Origin of the sequence: Rhizobium sp. BR 362 (assembly GCF_036528765.1) — a bacterium.
Taxonomy (GTDB): domain Bacteria; phylum Pseudomonadota; class Alphaproteobacteria; order Rhizobiales; family Rhizobiaceae; genus Rhizobium.
Genome location: NZ_JARWGH010000007.1, coordinates 325,204 through 341,894, shown reverse-complemented (window position 1 = coordinate 341,894; position 16,691 = coordinate 325,204). Strand labels below are relative to the sequence as shown.

13 protein-coding genes and 1 pseudogene are annotated in these 16,691 nt (G+C 60.6%); 7 read left to right on the top strand and 7 right to left on the bottom strand.

The window, feature by feature from the left end; translation table 11 throughout:
- From QDY28_RS13755 to QDY28_RS13725, 7 genes and pseudogenes are all read right to left on the bottom strand, one after another.
- Positions 1-196, bottom strand: a pseudogene (locus QDY28_RS13755) (IS110 family transposase); the annotation flags it as partial.
- 1 nt (position 197) lies between these two features.
- Positions 198-1,016 carry a triose-phosphate isomerase gene (locus QDY28_RS13750; protein ID WP_331382229.1) on the bottom strand — a complete coding sequence of 273 codons (819 nt, stop codon included), beginning with the start codon at positions 1,014-1,016 and terminating at the stop codon, positions 198-200.
- Between the two features lie 8 nt (positions 1,017-1,024).
- Positions 1,025-1,789 carry a DeoR/GlpR family DNA-binding transcription regulator gene (locus QDY28_RS13745; protein WP_331382228.1) on the bottom strand — a complete coding sequence of 255 codons (765 nt, stop codon included), beginning with the start codon at positions 1,787-1,789 and terminating at the stop codon, positions 1,025-1,027.
- Positions 1,790-1,881: 92 nt separating this feature from the next.
- Positions 1,882-2,832 carry a sugar-binding transcriptional regulator gene (locus QDY28_RS13740; RefSeq protein WP_331382227.1) on the bottom strand — a complete coding sequence of 317 codons (951 nt, stop codon included), beginning with the start codon at positions 2,830-2,832 and terminating at the stop codon, positions 1,882-1,884.
- 174 nt (positions 2,833-3,006) lie between these two features.
- Positions 3,007-3,939, bottom strand: coding sequence for a sugar phosphate isomerase/epimerase family protein (locus QDY28_RS13735; RefSeq protein WP_331382226.1), 933 nt, complete (start codon positions 3,937-3,939; stop codon positions 3,007-3,009).
- Positions 3,940-3,959: 20 nt separating this feature from the next.
- Positions 3,960-5,471, bottom strand: a complete 1,512-nt coding sequence (locus QDY28_RS13730) for a glycerol-3-phosphate dehydrogenase (RefSeq protein WP_331382225.1) — start codon at positions 5,469-5,471, stop codon at positions 3,960-3,962.
- 63 nt (positions 5,472-5,534) lie between these two features.
- Complete coding sequence (locus QDY28_RS13725; protein ID WP_331382224.1) at positions 5,535-7,088, bottom strand: FGGY-family carbohydrate kinase; 1,554 nt, start codon at positions 7,086-7,088, stop codon at positions 5,535-5,537.
- Positions 7,089-7,920: 832 nt separating this feature from the next.
- On the opposite strand from QDY28_RS13725, the gene QDY28_RS13720 reads away from it, so the two are divergent.
- From QDY28_RS13720 to QDY28_RS13690, 7 genes are all read left to right on the top strand, one after another.
- On the top strand, positions 7,921-8,568 hold the full coding sequence (locus QDY28_RS13720) for a DUF2291 domain-containing protein (protein ID WP_331382223.1): 648 nt from the start codon (positions 7,921-7,923) through the stop codon (positions 8,566-8,568).
- Positions 8,565-10,109 (top strand): sugar ABC transporter ATP-binding protein, encoded by a 1,545-nt coding sequence (locus QDY28_RS13715; protein ID WP_331382222.1) that lies wholly within the window; start codon positions 8,565-8,567, stop codon positions 10,107-10,109. Before QDY28_RS13720 ends, QDY28_RS13715 begins: the two co-directional genes overlap by 4 nt.
- Positions 10,110-10,132: 23 nt before the next feature.
- The gene (locus QDY28_RS13710; protein WP_331382221.1) at positions 10,133-11,185 is read left to right on the top strand and encodes an ABC transporter permease; all 1,053 of its coding nucleotides are present in this window, start codon (positions 10,133-10,135) and stop codon (positions 11,183-11,185) included.
- A gap of 115 nt (positions 11,186-11,300) precedes the next feature.
- Complete coding sequence (locus QDY28_RS13705) at positions 11,301-12,248, top strand: D-ribose ABC transporter substrate-binding protein (RefSeq protein WP_331382220.1); 948 nt, start codon at positions 11,301-11,303, stop codon at positions 12,246-12,248.
- A 172-nt stretch (positions 12,249-12,420) separates the two neighbouring features.
- Positions 12,421-13,263: a DeoR/GlpR family DNA-binding transcription regulator gene (locus tag QDY28_RS13700; RefSeq protein ID WP_331382219.1), complete on the top strand. Its 843-nt coding sequence runs from the start codon at positions 12,421-12,423 to the stop codon at positions 13,261-13,263.
- Between the two features lie 90 nt (positions 13,264-13,353).
- A complete protein-coding gene (locus tag QDY28_RS13695) occupies positions 13,354-14,883 on the top strand; it encodes an FGGY-family carbohydrate kinase (RefSeq protein WP_331382218.1) in 1,530 nt (509 codons plus the stop codon).
- A gap of 60 nt (positions 14,884-14,943) precedes the next feature.
- Entirely contained in the window at positions 14,944-16,683 is a 1,740-nt protein-coding gene (locus tag QDY28_RS13690; protein WP_331382217.1) for a glycerol-3-phosphate dehydrogenase/oxidase, read from the top strand.
- Positions 16,684-16,691 lie beyond the last annotated feature (8 nt).

Below are 16,691 nucleotides of genomic sequence, written 5' to 3'. Positions count from 1 at the left end.
TCACACGGCCAGAGCGCAGCGTCTTGCCAGCCGAATCCTGCACCACTAGATGGCTGTAGGATTTGTGGTAGTCGACCCCGATATGGTATTCATAAGAGGCAGTCATGCTTCCAACTCCCTTGTTGAGATCTTGCGAACCCCAATAAGGTACGCCGAAAGGCTGGAAGTGTGACTGTCCCTCGATCATCACCTGCATCTCAATGATCCGTTCTCTCAACGGGCGCGGCATCTTTCATGCCACCTCCTTGGATTTTGGCGGTGCATTGGGCGAGGATGCCGAGGTAACCTTCAGCGCTCCAAGCCGAACGACCGATGAACAGCCCGTCGATGTTCGGGCACGATATGAGTTCTTCGCAGTTCCCCGGATTGACCGATCCCCCGTAAAGGCAGGGGATTCGGCGGCCGAGCACATCTTGCGCGACCGAAATAATCTCGGCATGGCTTGCATCGGCATAGTGTGGCGAGGCGGGAATTCCCCTTTCGCCGATCGCCCAGACAGGTTCGTAGGCAAGAAGGATCTCTGCGGTCTTCTGCTCCTCGGACAGCTTCGAAAGAGCGCCGAGAACCTGAGTTTTCAGAATATCCGTGGCCCGGCCGCTTTCCCGGTCGGCCAAGGTTTCGCCGATGCAGATGAGCGGGATCAGGCCATGGCGGACGGCGGCTTCGGTCTTCAGGCCGACCGTCTCGTCGGTCTCGCCGAAATGCTCACGGCGTTCGGAGTGGCCAAGCTCGACGATATCGAGATTGCAATCCCGCAGCATGAGGGGAGAGATCTCGCCGGTCCAGGCACCCTCGTCAGCCCAGTGCATGTTCTGCGCGCCCACCTTGACGGAGGTGCCGGCAAGCACGGCCTTGACCTGCCGCACAGCGGTAAACGGCGGAATGATGAAACGCTGGATCGCTGGGTCGCGCCCGGCATCGGCGGCGCGCAGCGTCTCGGCATAGCTGCTGGCGTCCGCCAGCGTCTTGTTCATCTTCCAACTGGTTCCAATCCAGAATCGAGGTGCGGCGCTCATGTCGTCTCCTATTCCGAGGCGATGATCAGGTTGATGTTGGCGCGTTCGAGCGGCTCGGCGGCGGTGGGCTCGGGGGCGCTGTCGGTGATAATGGCGTCGAAATCGGAAAGATCGGCCATGACATGCAAAGCGGTGTGTCCGATGCGCTGGTGGTTGACCAGGAGGCAGGTCTTGCTCGCAGATGCGATCATCGCCCGCTTGGCACGTACGACATTGTCGTCCATGTGATAGGCGAGGGTGCCGGAAACGGCCGGCGTCGAGATGAACGCGATGTCCGCCCTAAGGCGAAACAGCGCTTCCTCCGTCACCACCCCCAAAAACGCGTTGAATTTCGGCGAGTATATGCCGCCCAGCGCAATCAGGGTGATGCCGCTTTCGTTCTTCAGCCTATCGATGATCGCGGCATTGTTGGTGATCAGCGTCAACGGCCGTCTCTGCAACAACATCTCACCGAGGACGGCGGCCATAGAGCCGTCGTTGACCATGACCGTCATCCCCGGCTCGACAAGTTCCAGCGCGCGACGCGCCATGCTGAGCTTGGCCTCGTTGCCCTGGCGTTCGCGGATGCGAAAGTCGCTTTCGAACTGCATACCCGCGTCGATCGTCGCGCCGCCGCGGATCTTACGGATGACGCCGGCCTGTTCGAGATCGTCGAGATCGCGATGGATGGTCATCTTCGACACGGCAAAGCGATCGGCCAGGTCGTCGAGGTCGACACTCTTATGCTCAACAAGCAAGTTGATGATCGATTGTTGCCGCTCTTCTCGTTTCACCTTGATACTCCGGTTCTCTCCGGATCGGATGGCTCGGAATGTAACACGTTTATCACATGATTCCACACGAATTTTGTTAGTTTGTTATAAGTTTATGTGGCGCGGGAGGGCTCCAGAAGTGCCTGCGCAGTTCGTTCATCGGTAATCAGGCCATAGAGGCACCGGCTTTTGAGGACCGCGCGGATGGCCTCGGCCTTCCCAGCGCCTCCGGCCAAGGCGACCAGTCTTTCCGTTTTCGACTTCGGCAAGGAAGCCGAGAGGGTTCGCGCCGTCAGCGTCGTCTCGAGAATGTGTCCGTCAGCATCGAAGAAATGCCCAAGTATTTCGCCGACGCCGCCCGAGGCCGCGATCTCCGCAATCTCGCGCGGTTCCACCATGCCGGAGAGGACAAGCTGCGCATGGGTATCGACCGTGCCGAGGCCGACAAGCTTCAGGTCGGCATTGTTGGCGAGGTCGAACACTTCTCTGACGCCCCGTTGGGCAAGCATGACTTCGCGGTCCTCGCCGGTATTGGCGAAAAAGGGCACGGGCATCATATAGGCGTGCGCGCCGGTCTTTTCGGCGATGCGGTGCATCACGTCATAGGGATTGGCCACATAGTTTCTCGACAGACCGCCGAGCATCGAGACGAACCGGAGACCCTTCGCATTCAGCCGCGGCATGTGGTGCACAGCCGATGACAATGTCCGGCCGTGGCCGAGACCGATGACCCTGTTGTCGCCGCGCTCGATTTCCCGCTTCAGGAACCCGGCACCGGCTTGGCCGAGGGCGCGAAATTCGAAGTCCTCCTCGCCGAGATCCGGCGCTACCTCGCAATATTGCAGGCCGAAACGTTCTGCCAGCTTCGTCTCAAGCTGCACGCATTCGACGATATCGCCGTCGATCGTCACCTTGACGACGCCATCGGCGACTGCGCGTGCGATCAGGCGATGGGCCTTGACGGACGGCACGCCGAGGCGCTTGGCGACCTCCGACTGTGTCAGTCCGCCGGCATAGTGCAGCCAGGCGGCGCGCACGGCGAGCGACTCATCCGCATCGGCCATCGATTGTCCCCTTCCATTCGATCTTGCGTTCACCCAAGGTCGCCCTTTCTCCGGCGGCACTGCTCGATGCAGGCCGCGGCATTGCTTCGTTGCTGTTTCGCATCGAGGCTTGAGCGAGAATCAAATGCGACGCCGCAACGTTTGATGTCCTAAAGCCTTGCCGGCTTCATGCAACTAGATGCGAAGGTCTCCGGCGCCCGTGTCGATATGAGGCGCCCAGAAGGCGATGCTTTCGGCGATTTGCGAGATAACCTCACGATCATTGGGTTCGCGCTCCTTGAACGACAGCTCAAGGCAGACCTCATTGTCCTCGGCACCGCCCTCGGTGAGGGCCTGCAGCAACGGCGCGGGTTGGATACGGCCCTTGGCGTTGAATTCTGCCGTGAACGGCCGATGCCCGCCCTTGTCCATCAGGCTTTGCTTGATGTGAATGATCGGGGAAACCTTGGGAACGGCGCGCGCCCAGGCATAGGGATCGTAATCATCGGGATTTGCCGATGTGACATCGCCGTGATCGATATCGGCCATCATCCACATCGGCACCGGGAGATTGGCGGCGGTCAGGCGATCCTGCAGCGCAATGCATTCGCTGATTGTCTCGCCGAATTCGCGGCCGATACTCATCGGCTCCCAGAACACATAGGAAAGGCCAGCCGAACGGGCGTGCTCGGCAACCTCAGCCCAGCAATCGATTGCGATCTGGGTAAGGTCCTCCCGCCGTGCCGGATCGTCGAAATCCTTGTAGGTAAAGATGGCGAATTGGGTACCGATCGACTGGCCGCCGAGATCGGCGATGATGTCGGCGAAGGTCTTGAACCAGTCGACATAGTAACGCCGGACGTCGGCGTCAGGGTGGCCGAAATGATTGAGGCGCCCATAAGGACCGGTCATGCCTGAGGTCACACGAACGCCGGTGCGCTCCAATGCGGCCCGCATCGTGCGGGTCAGCTTCCGGATCACCGGCGCCTGCCAGCTCGGATTGATGAATTCATGCGTTAATTGCAGATCGCGGATCCTGAGGTCGCGCGCAACCGTCTCGATCAGATCGTCAGGCTCGGCGAAACGGTTGACCAGCGGATTGGTGTTGAGTGAAAGCGTCAATGGCATGGGGTGGCTCCTCGGATATCTCAGGCAACCAAAGCCAGTTCGCTCTCGAACCAGACCGAGAAATCCGCTTTCTCCTTGGCGGTCATATGCAGGCCTTCCTTGGTGCGCCGCAGGAGAACATCGTCGACTGTCTGTGCCCATTCGTGGGCAACGAGGTGGCGGACTTCCGCCTCATAAAGATTGCCGCCGAAATGGCGTCCGAGGGCGGCGAGCGATGCTGCGTTGCCTATTATGTTCCTGGTCCGCGCCCCATACAGATGTCCGTAGTGGTTCACGAGCGTGCGTGGCATCCAGGGATAGGCCGCGCGAAGCGAATCGGTGAAGCTGGTGTAATCGGCATTCGGAATCTCGCCGCCCGGCAATGTCGCCCCGCGGGTCCAATCGCCGCCCATCTTGGGAAAGAATTTGGCAAGCCGCTGCAGCGCATGTTCGGACAACTTGCGGAACGTCGTGATCTTGCCGCCAAAAACGTTGAGCATCGGCGCGCCGCCGGTCTCGTCGAGATCGAAGACATAGTCGCGCGTCACGGCGGAAGGATTGCCCTGACCGTCGTCGAACAGCGGGCGAACGCCGGAGAAGCTTGAGATCACATCGGAACGGCGCAGTTTCTCCTTGAAATAACGGTTCACGGCGGCGATCAGATAATCCATCTCCTGCTCGTCGGCCGTCACATGCTCCGGCTTACCCTCGTAGGGAATATCGGTGGTGCCGATCAGGGCCATGTCGCCCTCATAGGGGTTGATAAAGATCACGCGCCGGTCATGGTTCTGAACCAGATAGGCATGCTGACCGCTCCAGAATTTCGGGACGATGATATGGCTGCCCTTGACCAGCCGGACCTTGCGGTGGCTGTTGGAGCCGGCAACGCGGCCGATGATATCGTTGACCCACGGGCCGGCCGCGTTCACAAGAACGCGTGCCCGCACCGTGCGCGTGTCGCCGGAACGCTGATCGCGCATCTGAACGACCCAATTGCCATTGTCGCGCCGTGCGCTGACGCAGGCGGTGCGCGTCAGGATTTGTGCGCCCTTCTCGGCGGCATCGAGGGCATTCAGCAATACGAGCCGCGCGTCGTCGACCCAGCAGTCGGAGTATTCGAACCCCTTGGTATATTGATCGACGATTGGCGTGCCTTCCGGATCCCGGCTGAGATCGAGGGAACGGGTGCCGGGCAAGCGCTTGCGGCCACCCAGATGGTCATAGAGAAAGAGGCCGAGGCGGACCAGCCAAGCGGGGCGATCCGTCGGGCTGTGCGGCAGCACGAAACGCATCGGCCAGATGATGTGACTTGCGGAATTCAGCAGGACTTCGCGCTCGATCAGGGCTTCGCGTACCAGGCGAAACTCATAATATTCCAGATAGCGAAGACCGCCGTGAACGAGTTTTCCGGATCGTGACGACGTGCCTTCGGCAAGATCGTCTTTCTCGCAGAGCATGACGGAGAGACCTCGACCGGCAGCGTCCCGCGCGATGCCGGCGCCGTTGATGCCGCCTCCAATCACGAAGAGATCGAGGATTTCGGGTTCAGTCATATCATGCTCCTTCGGATGCCTTCTGCATCAAAATCATCTGTCTCGACCGCGCGGAGGGACTGCCTATGGCTGGGCCGCAAGCTTGTCCCATGCGGGTGCGATCGCCTGCCGCACGTCCAGATAGGCTGCGAACAATCGCTCATAGCGGCGCGCCTGCTCCGCATCGGGTGCTTCGGCTTGGCCAAGCAGCGGCGTGACCCATTCGGCAATACAGTCATCCATGTTCGCATAGGCGCCGATTGCGACTGCGGCCATCATCGCAACACCTGCGGCTCCCGCTTCCTGACGTTCCGAGATTCTGACCGGCGCGTTGACGGCGGCGGACAGCGATTGCCGCAGAGCGCGGCTTCGCGCCGCTCCGCCGCTCATCCGCAGTTCGAGCGGCATATCGCCCATTGCCGCGTAACAATCGCGCGTTGCCATGCCGAGCCCTTCGATGACGGCGCGAACAAGGTCCGGAAAGCCATGGCGGATGGAGAGCCCGGTAAAGCCGGCGCGGGCATTCGCGTTGACGAATGGTCCGCGCTCTCCCGCCTCGGAAACATAAGGATGGTAGAGAACAGAGCCAGGGCGGCTTTCAGCGAACCACGTATCGATCCGGGAAATAAGGTCCGAGGCGGCGACCTTCTTACCCGCCTCTGACATCAAATCGGCGGCAATCTGCAGAATCCAGTCGATATTGATCGTCGCCCCCATATTGGTCTGAACCTGGGTGACGATGCCGGAGATCGGCAGGGTAATTACATAGCCGGTGCCCTCGGCATTGAGCTGAAGGTCGGAGACCGCCTTGGCGCGCATATGCACCCCCGTCGAACCGATCGTCGAACAAGCCGCATTCTGGCCGGCGGTTCGCACTCCGGCGCCAAGTGCCGTCATAACCATATCGACATAACCAAGGCAGACGGGCGTGCCGGCCAAGAGACCGGTCGCGCCTGCCGCCTCCACCGACAGAGGATGCGTGATCTCCGTTCCCTCGATGATATCGGGCAGCAGGGATTCCCTATGGTTGAGACCGAGCGTGTCGAGGACGACGGAATCATATCGACGCGTGCGGAAATTGCCGAAGGTGAAGCTTGCTTCGGACGGATCGGTTGCGCGGACGCCGGTGAGATTGAGATAGAGCCAATCCTTGCAATGCAGGGCCGTCTCGGCACGATCGAGAAGCTCCGGCATATAATGATCCATATGCGCGAGCTGCGGTCCCTGTTGGCAAGTGTTGAGCCCCGTGCCGGTTGCCTCGAAGCGCGCGCGATTGTTCGGATGGCCGTTCAGGCGGTTGACGGTCGGGGCCGCCCGTGCGTCCAGCCAAAGCCACGCATCGCCGACGGGGACATTGCCGGCGCCGACAAGCCACGTGCCGTCGCCCTGGCCGGTGACGCCGATGGCGGCGGTGCGCGCGGCAAGTCCGTCCACATTGTCGGCGAGCCCGCGCAGAGCGCTCACGCAGTCCGACCAAGTGCGCCCGAGCGGCTGCGTGGCGGAACCATCGTCCCCCATCGTGTATTGATTGCGCGCCGAGGCCGATGCGATCTGCCGGCCCGAGAGCTCGAAGGCGACGGCCTTGATGACGGAAGTTCCCGCGTCAATTCCGATAATGATCGCGTCCTTGCTAGGCATTGCACGATAGCTCTCGCGCGCCGAGATCCGCCTCAGCCGTCACCCTTCGCGTCAACCCCATTCCTCGCTCCTTCGGTCACCTGATCTGCGATCTTCGCAGCCCACGCCGGAAACTTCTTCCCTCTCGTGCTGCAAGCCAAGATCAGTTTATAACATAGAAATATCACTTTGGCCGTAATATTTTTCTAGCAATGTAAATTTTTTCAGATAAAATAGATCCTGTCAATCGGCTGCACCCGCCAGAAGGTGCATGGCTTCAGGCCTGTGGACGCTACGTGCCTTGGTCTGCAACGGTCGCGGCCAAAAAGGCAGCCGATCGGGCAGTTCGGCGTCAATGATCTGGATCTCGTTGATATTCAATGAGATGGGCACGCTTGCTTATTTGAAAAATTTTGGCGGTTGTGTCGAATGCCACGACGCTCGCGATTGCTGCAAGTGGAATGACTGTTGCTGCTCGCCGTAACGGAGAAGATGTAAGGAAGCTGCGAAGGCAGTTAGAGAGGCGGTTGACACGCCTTCGAAATTATAACATGGTTTGTGACGTTAATAACACATATCTATCGCGACCGGGATGCTGTTGTGTTCGAGGCCAGGTGATCGGGAGAGACGAGCACAGGCAAACTGAGGAGGAACTTCGATGAGCTATTTCGTTTCGGAACGCGGTCCGGCTTCACGCCGATGCCATACGGTCGATGGGCGAGGGATGCCCCGTTCCATCCGAGCAAGCCGACAGCGGCTTTGATGATCATGATCTGCCGGCAAATGGGGTTCGCCGTTTCCGTTTTCCTGCCAATAGGGCAATCCGGCCGATAGCGCCGAAGGTCTTTCGAATATGAGTGCACAAGTTCAAAAAGCGGCGTCCAAGCCGAAATTCACATTGTGGGCGAGCGTGGCGGCGGCGGTGATCGTCATAGCGGCGATTGGCTTTGATACGACCGTGGTCAAGATTGGCTCCGAACACGATGTGCGAGAGCAAGCGTTCTCGCCGGAAGCCTACGGTGCCCAAGAATTCCCGAAGGTGCAGGCGAATGTCGAGCAACGCGCCGTCGCTGCCGTCGATCTCGCCAATGCAATCGCGGCCGACAAGAAAGCGGCGGGCGAGAAATACGGCGTTGCGACGAGCACTGGTCCGGTTATGCCGGTTTCGCTGACCGGCGTGTTCGGCGCCCGAAAGGCCAATTACAACGAGATCAAGGTGGACGGATTGCCGGCGGACATCGTCGTGCGCGTCCAGACGGGACCGGCCGTCAACGGCACGGACCTGCGCGATGCCACGGGTAAGATCGAGTTCGGCCAGTTCACCAACCAGATCGAGTATCAGGATGCCGGTTCGGCGATCAACAATGAGATGAAGAAGGCCGTTCTCGCCGGTCTCGATGTGGAAAATCTTTCGGGCAAGACAGCATCGGTCGTCGGCGTCTTCAAGCTCATCAATCCGAAAAACTGGCTCGTCACGCCGGTCAAGGTCGAAGTCAAATGAGTGCAGCGCCGCAACAAGAGGGCGCACGCGGCGAGGTCGTTCTTGCCGCTCGCCACGTCACCAAATCCTATGGCAGTGTCCATGCCCTGAAGGGTGTCAATTTCGACATTCATCGCGGCCAGGTCACCACACTGTTCGGCGAGAACGGCGCGGGCAAATCGACGCTGATGAAGATCCTCTCCGGCGTCGTCCAGCCGAGCTCCGGCGAAATCGTCCTCGATGGCGAGCCGGTCACCTTTTCTTCCTCCACCCATGCCCGCGAATGCGGCATCTCAATCATCCATCAGGAATTGAGCCTCGCTCCGAACCTCAATGTTCGCGACAATATTTTTATGGGTCGCGAGATCATCAGGAATGGCGGCGTGGACTTTGCCGAAGAGGAACGCCAAACGCGCGCCCTGATGGCCGAGCTCGAGGAGGAGATCGATCCGCTCACCCCCGTCGAGGATCTGCGCCTCGGCCAGCAGCAGATCGTCGAAATTGCCCGCGCCCTGTCGGTCAATTCGCGCATTCTCATCATGGATGAGCCCACCTCGGCGCTCAGCGCCAGCGAGGTGGAGGTTCTCTTCAAGGTCATTCGCGACCTGACGAGCCGAGGCGTCTCCATCGTCTATATCTCGCACCATCTCGAAGAGGCGCTTCAGATCACCCACCATGCCGTCGTGCTTCGCGATGGGAACATGACGGCTTATGCCGAGCGCAAGGACATCGATCTCGAATGGATCGTCCGCAATATGGTCGGCGAAAACTTCGATCTCGGTAGTCCGCCGACCGGCCACGAGATCGGGGAGGTCGCGCTTGCGCTGGAGGATTTGACAGTCCCCGGACCGTCCGGCGCAGCTTATAACGCGGTGGATCGTCTTTCGCTAAAGGTGCGCGCCGGCGAGATCGTCTGCATATACGGTTTGATGGGGGCAGGGCGCACCGAACTGCTCGAATGCGTCGCGGGACGTCTTCGATCAAGTGGCGGCAGAGTGCTGCTCGAAGGCCGTGACGTCGGCAATCTCAACATCGCCGGACGTATCGCCAGTGGCCTGGTGCTGGTGCCCGAAGACCGCCAGCGCGATGGCCTCGTCCAGACGATGACGGTCGGCTCCAACCTTTCGCTCGCCAGCATCGCCGCGTTCACCAAAGGATTGCTGACATCCGGCGGGCGCGAGCGGGAGCTGGTGAACAACTCGATCCGCAAGGTTCATATCAAGACGGACGGCGGCGAGGCGGCGATCGGCTCGCTTTCGGGCGGCAACCAGCAAAAGGTCGTCATCGGCAAGATGCTGGCGACCGAGCCCAAGGTCATGCTGCTCGACGAACCGAGCCGCGGCATCGATGTCGGCGCGAAGGCAGAGGTCTTCAAGCTTTTGGCCGAACGGGCCAAGCAGGGTCTGGCAGTGATCTATTCGACCTCGGAGGTCGGCGAATGCCTCAGCATCGCCCACCGCATCATCGTCATGCATCGCGGCAGGATATCCGCCGAATTCGGTCCCGACGTCACCAAAGAAAAAATTATGGCCGCTTCGGGCGAAGCAGTGGTCGCGCACTAGCCGGCAATTATGGAGCACTGATTATGTCAGTCACGAATGTCACTGAAAAGAAAACGGTTGCGAACGGGCAGAAGCGGAACACCAATGTTATCCGGTTGATCCTCGAAGGCCGCGCGTTCTTCGCGCTGATCGTCATCATCGCAGTCTTTTCCTTTCTGTCGCCCTATTACTTCACGCTCAACAACTTCCTGATCATGGCCTCGCATGTCGCGATCTTCGGCATTCTGGCGATCGGCATGCTTCTGGTGATCCTGAACGGCGGTATCGACCTTTCCGTCGGCTCCACACTCGGCCTTGCCGGCTGCATCGCCGGCTTCCTGATGCAAGGCGTGACGCTGTCGAACCTCGGCGTCATCCTCTATCCGCCGGTCTGGGCCGTCGTCGTGATCACATGCGCGCTCGGCGCGGTGGTGGGCGCAGTGAACGGCGTGCTGATCGCTTATTTGCGCGTACCGGCCTTCGTCGCATCGCTCGGCGTCCTCTACGTAGCGCGCGGCATCGCGCTGCTGATGACCAACGGGCTGACCTACAACAATCTCGGCGGCCGTCCGGAACTCGGCAATACCGGCTTTGATTGGCTCGGCTTCAACCGGCTGGCCGGCATTCCGATCGGTGTGATCGTATTGGCGGCACTGGCCATCATCTGCGGTATCGTGCTGAGCCGCACCGCTTTCGGTCGCTGGCTCTATGCCGCCGGCGGCAATGAACGCGCGGCGGATCTGTCCGGCGTGCCGGTCAAGCGGGTGAAGATCATCGTCTACGTTCTTTCCGGTGTCTGCGCCGCAATCGCCGGCCTGGTTTTGTCGTCGCAGCTCACCTCGGCCGGTCCGACCGCGGGCACGACCTACGAATTGACCGCAATCGCAGCCGTGGTGATCGGCGGCGCGGCCCTGACCGGCGGCCGCGGCACCGTTCGCGGCACGATGCTCGGCGCCTTCGTCATCGGCTTCCTGTCGGACGGTCTCGTTATCATCGGGGTGTCCGCCTACTGGCAGACGGTCTTTACCGGCGCAGTCATCGTACTCGCAGTCCTGATGAACAGCATCCAATACGGCCGTCGGACCAAGTCGGGCTGACGATCGCGACTGAACTTGTCCACGACGGCGGAGCTGCTTCGAACAGCCCACCGATTGCGGAAAGCACCGCCGGTTCGCCGGCACAATCCGAGCTCATCAAATGGGAGAGAGACTAATGTTTAAAAAAGGCTTGCGCATTGTTATGACGGCAGTCGCGGTGGCGCCGCTTTTGACCGGAGCAGCATGGGCCGCGGGTCAGATGACGATCATCGTCAACGATCCGGCCAACCCGTACTGGCTGACGGAAGGCAATATCGCAAAGGCAACGGCCGAGAAGCTGGGCTATACGGCGACTGTCAGCGCTCATAAGGGCGATACCAATGCTGAAAGCAATTTGATCGACACAGCTATCACCAACAAGTCCGTCGCCATCATCCTCGACCCGGCCAACGCCGATGGCTCCGTCGGTGCGGTGAAGAAGGCTGTGGCCGCCGGTATTCCGGTCGTTCTCGTCAACGCTGAAATCAACCAGGAAGGTCTCGCCAAGGCTCAGCTCGTCTCCAACAATGCGCAGGGGGCAGCACTTGGGGCCCAGCAATGGGTCGAAAGCGTCGGCGACAAGGGCAAGTATGCCGAGCTGCTCGGTGCTCCGTCCGACAACAATGCCGCAACCCGCTCCAACGGTTACGAAACTGTGCTGTCGCAGTATCCGGACCTGCAGAAAGTCGCGAAGGAAGTCGCCAACTGGGATCGCACCCAGGGGCATGACAAGATGCAGTCCATGCTGCAGGCCAATCCGGACATTGTCGGCGTCATTTCCGGTAACGACGAAATGGCGCTCGGCGCCATCGCCGCGCTGAAGGAAGCCGGCAAACTTGCCAAGATCAAGGTCGGCGGCTTCGATGGTTCGCCGGATGCGGTCGCCGCGATCAAGGCCGGTGAATTGCAGTACACGGTATTGCAGCCAGTCGCGACATTCTCAGCGGAAGCTGTCAAGCAGGCTGACAGCGTCATCAAGACGGGTAAGACCGGCGCCAAGAGCGAAAAGCAGCTTTTCGATTGCATCCTGATCACCAAGGACAACGTCGACAAGTACACGGCTCCGTTCGTGCTGTCGCAGTGATGGCAACAGGGGGACGCCGGCAGTGGCGTCTCCCTCATTCCAGCCGCCGGCAGTTCGCCGAAAGCGGCCAGACATGCGCAATGCAAAGGGTTGTTCCATCTCCTCTTTTTGCCTTCGCACTGCATTCGCTGTACGAAACCGACATCGACGAGATTCAGCGGCAGGGGCCAAAGTGACACAGAAGACAAGCGTAGGAGCATCCCTCTTGGACGAATTGCCAAGCGACAGCCGGCACACGCGCCAGCTCGTTCGCCGGCAGATGATTGCCGAGGCCGTGATGACGGAAGGTTCCATGCGTATCGAGGATCTGACCGAGAGATTCGGCATCAGCCTGATGACCGCTCATCGCGATGTCGACGAACTCGTAAGCCGCGGTCTTTTCCGCAAGACACGGGGTATCGTCACAGCCGCCGCAACCAGCCTCATCGAATCGAGCGACGTTTATCGTTCAAACCGGCAAGCGGCTGAAAAGAAAGCGATTGCCGCTGCAGCAATGCAGTTTGTGGAGCCGGGTCAGGCGATCTTCTTCGATGACTCAACGACCGTGCTGCAAATGGCCGCCCATCTCTCCGCCAAGGTCCCGCTGACGGCGATCACCAACTCGCTCACCCTGATGAATACGCTGAAGGGCATGCATGATGTGACGCTTCTGGCGCTTGGTGGCCAGTACTACAGTTGGTGCAATGCATTCATGGGCCGCATGACGATCAACGAAATCACCCGGCTGCGGGCCGATATCGCCTTCATTTCGATGTCGGCGATCACCGACGATATCGTTTTCCATCAGTCGCCGGAAATAGTCGACGTAAAGCGGGCGATGTTCGACAGCGCCGTCAAGCGGATCCTGCTTGCCGATCACACGAAATTCGAGCGCCGGGCGCTGCATAGTTTCGCGGCACTTGGCGAATTTGATGCCGTCGTCGTCGATGACAAGACGCCTGCCGTGCACATCGACCGCATGCGATCCAAAGATATCAATGTCGTCATCGCCAAGGGCGGTGGGGACCGGTCATGAGGGTGGCGATGACAGGCAACCGCAAAGGCGGTCGGTCTGATCGCAGACCGGATCATGCCTGCTACCCTTCCACTATCCGGAGCAATGAGAATGCCGAGTCTGCTCGGAATTGACAGCGGTCTGACGGTCACAAAGGCCGTCATCTTCGATATCGACGGAACGCCGATCGCCGTGGCGCGCCGGCGCGTCACGCAGTTCATACCCAAGGCACGACATATAGAACGCGATATGGATGAGCTCTGGTCGGCGACGGCCGATGCAATCGCGGAGGCTATCAGCCTCAGCAAGCGTCCTGCCTCCGATATCCAGGCGATCGCAGCAACCGCACACGGCGACGGCATCTATATGCTTGATCGCGCTTGCGGGCCGCTTGGACGTGCGATCCTGTCGCTCGATAGCCGCGCGGGAGCGGTCGTCGATGGGTGGCTGGAAAGTCAGATCGCAGCGGACGCCCTGGCGCTCACCGGCCAGTTGCCACACGTCTCGGCGCCGTCGGCGCTGCTTGCCTGGATCCAGGAGAAGGAGCCCGCCCGTTTCGCGGAAATCGGCCATATCATGAGCTGTAAGGACTGGCTGCGCTTCTGCCTGACCGAGGTGATCGGTACGGACCGGACGGAAGCAAGCACCTCCTTCACGGATGTCAGGAGCCAGGAGTATTCGCAGGATGCACTCGGGCTTTTCGGACTGGAAGCTCTGGCGAATGCCTTGCCGCCGGCCTCACGCTCGGACGAGATCGTCGGTCATGTGACGCGGGCCGCAGCGATGCGCACCGGGCTTGCCGAGGGTACGCCTGTCGTGGCGGGCCTGCACGATGTCACCGCATCGGCGCTCGGCGCGGGCGGTTACGCCCCCGGCGTGGTTGCGGTGATCGCCGGCACATACTCGATCAACGAAACCCTCTCCTCCGAGCCACGTGTCGACAGGCGCTGGTTCTGCCGCAATGCCATTGCGCCCGGTCAATGGAACAACATGTCGATCTCGCCGGCTTCAACGGCGAATTACGACTGGTTCCTCGATCGGCTTTGCGCCAGCGAACGCACGAATTGCGAAGCGTCTGGTGGGTCGATCCATGCGTTGCTGGCACCCGAGATCGACGCCGCGTTTGCACGTCCTTCGACGGCGCTTTTCCACCCTTATCTGTTTGGCTCGCCCTATGGTGCTTCGGCAAGCGCCGGCTTCTTCGGTCTGGGCGGCTGGCATGACCGCGGCGACATGCTGCGCGCCGTGCTGGAGGGAATTGCCTTCAACCATAAGATTCACGTCGATGCGCTGCGTGACGGTTTCGCCTTTAGCGAGGCAAGGCTGGCTGGCGGCGTTTCCCGCAATCCGAGGGTCGTCCAGATGTTCGCCGACGTGCTGGGCATTCCGGTGACGGTGACGGACACAGACGAGGCCGCGGCCTGGGGCGCGGCTCTTTGTGCAGGCGCAGGCATCGGCCTCTATGCCGATCCGCAGAGCGACCCGCGTGATGTCGGCAAGATCGCCACAACCTTCCATCCGGATGCGTCCCGCAGCCTCGATTATCGGGAAAGATACGGTCTGTTCCGCGAGATCGCCGAGGCGATGACGCCGATCTGGCCGAAAATCGGCCGCCTCGCCGCCGCTGAAGCGCAAGATTAGGACAAAAAGCCGTTGCGCGGACAAGCACTCGCTGACGGCGGCTCACTAGGAAACAATGGTATGACCGATATTGCTGCCGATCTGAAACATCGCTTTGCGACGTTGCCGGACAAGGACATAGACGTCGTCATTCTCGGTGCCGGTGTCAACGGTGCGGGGCTGTTTCGCGATCTTGCCGCCCAGGGCATCAATTGCCTCATCGTCGACAAGGCCGATTTCGGGTCGGGAACAAGTGCCGCGCCGTCGCGGCTCATTCATGGCGGCCTGAAATATCTGGAAACGGGTGAGTTCGGCCTGGTTGCCCAATCGACGCAGGAACGCAATCTCCTGCTTCAGAACGCGCCGCACTGCGTCGAGGCACTCCCGACCTTCATCCCGATTTTCTCATGGACGCGAGGCATATGGGCAGCTTTGCGCACGCTGACGGGCTCGACGACGGCGCCGCGCAGCCGTGGCGCCGTTCTCATCAAGATCGGCCTTGCGCTCTATGATTTCTTCGGGTCGCGCAACCGCGTCATGCCCCGTCACCGGTTCCTATTGAAGAAGCGCGCGCTCAAGGAAATGCCGTATGTCACCCCGGATATCGTCGCGGGTGGCATCTACTACGATGCCAAGATCAGCCGGCCGGAGCGGCTCGTCTACGAACTAGTCATGGATGGGCTTCAGGCCAACGAAAACGCGCTGGCGGCAAACTTCACCACATTGACGTCTTCGGCGGGTGGAACGCTCCGTTTCGAGCGAGCCGATGGCACGACATTTTCCATTTCCCCGAAGCTTGTCGTCAACGCTGCCGGTCCCTGGATCGACCGCGTCAACCATGCGCTTGGCGCGCCTTCGCGCCTGATCGGCGGCACGAAAGGCTCGCATATCCTGCTCGATCACCCCGAGCTCGTGCGCGGCCTGAACGGCCATATGATTTACTTCGAGGCGGATGATGGCCGCATTTGCCTCGTCTATAGCTATCTCGGTCTCGCTTTGGTCGGCTCCACGGACATTCCCTGCGACGATCCCGACAATGTGCGGTGCGAAGAGCCCGAGATCGACTATTTCCTCGAGAGCGTCCAAGCACTGCTGCCAGGACTTAGCTTCGGGCGGGAGCAGGTGGTCTATAGCTATAGCGGCATTCGTCCCTTGCCGGCTTCGGATGCATCGTCGCCGGGCCTGATCAGCCGCGACCATTCCGCTCCGGTGATCGAGCCCCAGGCGGATCGTCCCTTTGCCATTATCTCGCTGGTGGGCGGCAAGTGGACAACCTTTCGCGGCTTTGCCGAGGAAGTTGCGGATCTGGTGCTGCAGCGCTTGAACCGCACTCGCGGTCAATCGACAAAACATCTTCCGATCGGCGGAGGCCGCGACTTTCCGGGGAATGCGACTGCACGTGGCGAATGGGTGCGTGCCGTCGCGAAACGAACCGGTGCGGCACCGGGGCGGATCGACCAGCTCTTGAGCCGATACGGCACCACTGCCGCAGCGATCCTCGACTATCCATCGGCACATACCGACGCCGCGCGTATCTCCGGGGCCACGCATTACAGCGCGCTCGAAATCGATTGGATCGTACGGCAAGAGCTCGTCGTCCATCTTTCCGACGTGGTGTTCCGGCGTACGACGCTTGCGATCGAGGGCGCTTTGACCATGCAAGGCTTGCGCGACATCGGCGCAATTGCCGCCGAAGCGCTTGAGTGGACGGAACAAAGGCTTGCGGCCGAGATCGAAGACGTGGTGAATTCACTGGCGAAGTTCCACGACGGCCGGCTGCCCGATGCGTCCGGCCAGCAGCCGGTGGAAGCGCGGATATGAACCGGCCT